The organism is Spirosoma sp. 48-14 (assembly GCF_001898575.1).
In the GTDB taxonomy this organism is placed as follows: domain Bacteria; phylum Bacteroidota; class Bacteroidia; order Cytophagales; family Spirosomataceae; genus Spirosoma.
The window spans coordinates 1-2,203 of sequence record NZ_MKUD01000068.1 but is presented as its reverse complement, the minus strand read 5'-3'; the positions used below and the strand labels follow the sequence as shown (position 1 = coordinate 2,203).

Below are 2,203 nucleotides of genomic sequence, written 5' to 3'. Positions count from 1 at the left end.
GCGAAAGCAAATATCAAGAGCTTGCTTGACCAACGCCCCGATGAAGTAACTATTCTAAAAGAAAATCAACCGAAAACAGTAAAGGCGGAAACAGTAACCATTGGTGACATCATACAATTAAAGCCCGGCGAAAAATTAGGATTAGATGGAACATTATTATCCGAAACTGCATCATTCAACACAGCAGCTTTAACAGGCGAAAGCAAGCCCGACACCAAAGCAAAAGATGATACGGTATTAGCAGGAATGATAAACCTAAATACCGTTGTACAAGTAAAAGTAACAACTGCATATACTGATAGCAAGCTGAGTAAAATTTTAGAATTGGTGCAAAATGCTACTGCTCAAAAAGCACCGACAGAATTATTCATTAGAAAGTTTGCAAAAATATACACACCGATAGTTGTACTGTTAGCTATTCTAATTACAGCATTGCCCTACTTCTTTGTAGAAAATTATGTGTTCAGCCAATGGTTGTATCGTGCTTTGGTATTCCTTGTTATCTCTTGCCCTTGTGCATTGGTAATAAGTATTCCTTTAGGCTACTTTGGCGGAATTGGGGCAGCGAGTAAAAATGGAATATTGGTTAAGGGAAGCAACTTTTTGGATGTTCTTGCCAGCATACAAAATGTAGTAATGGATAAGACAGGTACAATGACGGAGGGCGTATTTAAAGTTCAGGAAGTTGTATTTGACAAGGCATTTGATGAGAAAGAAATTTTAAAAATGGTCAATGCTTTGGAAAGCCATAGTAGCCACCCCGTAGCAACTGCCATTCAAGAATATGTAGGCGATGTAAACCACAATATCCCATTAGAAAATATAGAGGAAATTGCAGGACACGGACTAAAGGCTAATGTAAATGGGAAAGAATTATTGGTAGGGAATTTTAAGCTGATGGATAAATTTTCTATTACTTATGACATAGACCCGAACAGCATTGTTTACACGGTAATCGCAGTGGCTTATGATAGAAAGTTTGTTGGTTACATTACCATTGCGGACAGCATAAAAGAAGACGCACAGGAAACCATAAATCTATTGCATAAGCTCAATGTTAAAGCTACTATGCTTAGCGGAGATAAAAGTACGGTTGTAAAGTATGTAGCGGAACAGTTGGGGATAGATAATGCTTTCGGAGATTTATTGCCTGAAGATAAAGTAAACAGAGTTAAAGAAATTAAAGCCAAAGGCGGAAGCGTTGCTTTTGTTGGCGACGGTGTAAACGATGCGCCTGTTGTGGCTTTGAGCGATGCGGGTATTGCAATGGGCGGTTTGGGAAGCGATGCGACCATTGAAACGGCAGATGTGGTAATACAAGACGACAAACCGAGTAAAATACCTATGGCAATCAATATAGGCAAGCAGACAAAGAAAATCGTTTGGCAAAATATAGCTTTAGCATTCGGAGTAAAAGCTATTGTACTAGTTTTGGGAGCTGGGGGCTTAGCGACTATGTGGGAAGCTGTTTTTGCCGATGTTGGGGTTGCCTTATTAGCTATACTAAACGCAGTAAGGATACAGCGGATGAAATTTTAAGATTAGAACATCCTAATGATGAATAAAACAGACAATTCGTAAGAAAGGCAAAAGTTATCAAATGTCAATTTGTCGAAGGAGAAGAAGAAGAAGAAAAGACCTTCGCTCTTTATGATACTTTTTGGGATATTTTTTAGCTCTGTGTCTTATTGCTTTGATATACATAAAATTAGACACTATTATATCTATCCCTATCACTAAAAATGGACTTATTAGTTCTGTATCGAGCAAAAACCAAAGTTCCAAAAGAGAAACCCGAAAATGCAAATTTCTTTCAAATATGACAGTATTTGGGCTTCTCTATTATTGTTTAAAAAATAGATTTAGGATAACGGATGGATAAATTTTATAACGAAACGCTGGCTAAGCTGGAAAACGAAATCAAAGAATTTGAGATTGAAGCAGACTGTTCGATAGAACGCATTGAAGCAGTTATACAACTTATTATCAAATGTTTATTCGACGTAAAAAAATATATTTTAAAAAGAGGATTTAAGAATGTTGATGAAGAAATTCGCTTTTTTAAATATCAAAAGCCAATTATCGTTTCAAAGCTCATCTATTATAATGCCATCTATAAAATCGAAACGAGAAGACCGTATGGAAATAAGCGTACCAAGAAATATTTTGTCAAAGAACTGAAAAAGCTAAAAAGGTTCTTTGA

Annotated in this window: 2 protein-coding genes; both read left to right on the top strand. The window is 36.5% G+C overall.

Translation table 11 applies throughout. The features are described from left to right. On the top strand, positions 1-1,539 hold a 1,539-nt coding region (locus BGO59_RS29245), incomplete at its 5' end, for a heavy metal translocating P-type ATPase (protein ID WP_293689931.1). 335 nt (positions 1,540-1,874) lie between these two features. Next, positions 1,875-2,203: RteC domain-containing protein (locus BGO59_RS29240; RefSeq protein WP_293689928.1), on the top strand; the 329-nt coding region annotated here is incomplete at its 3' end.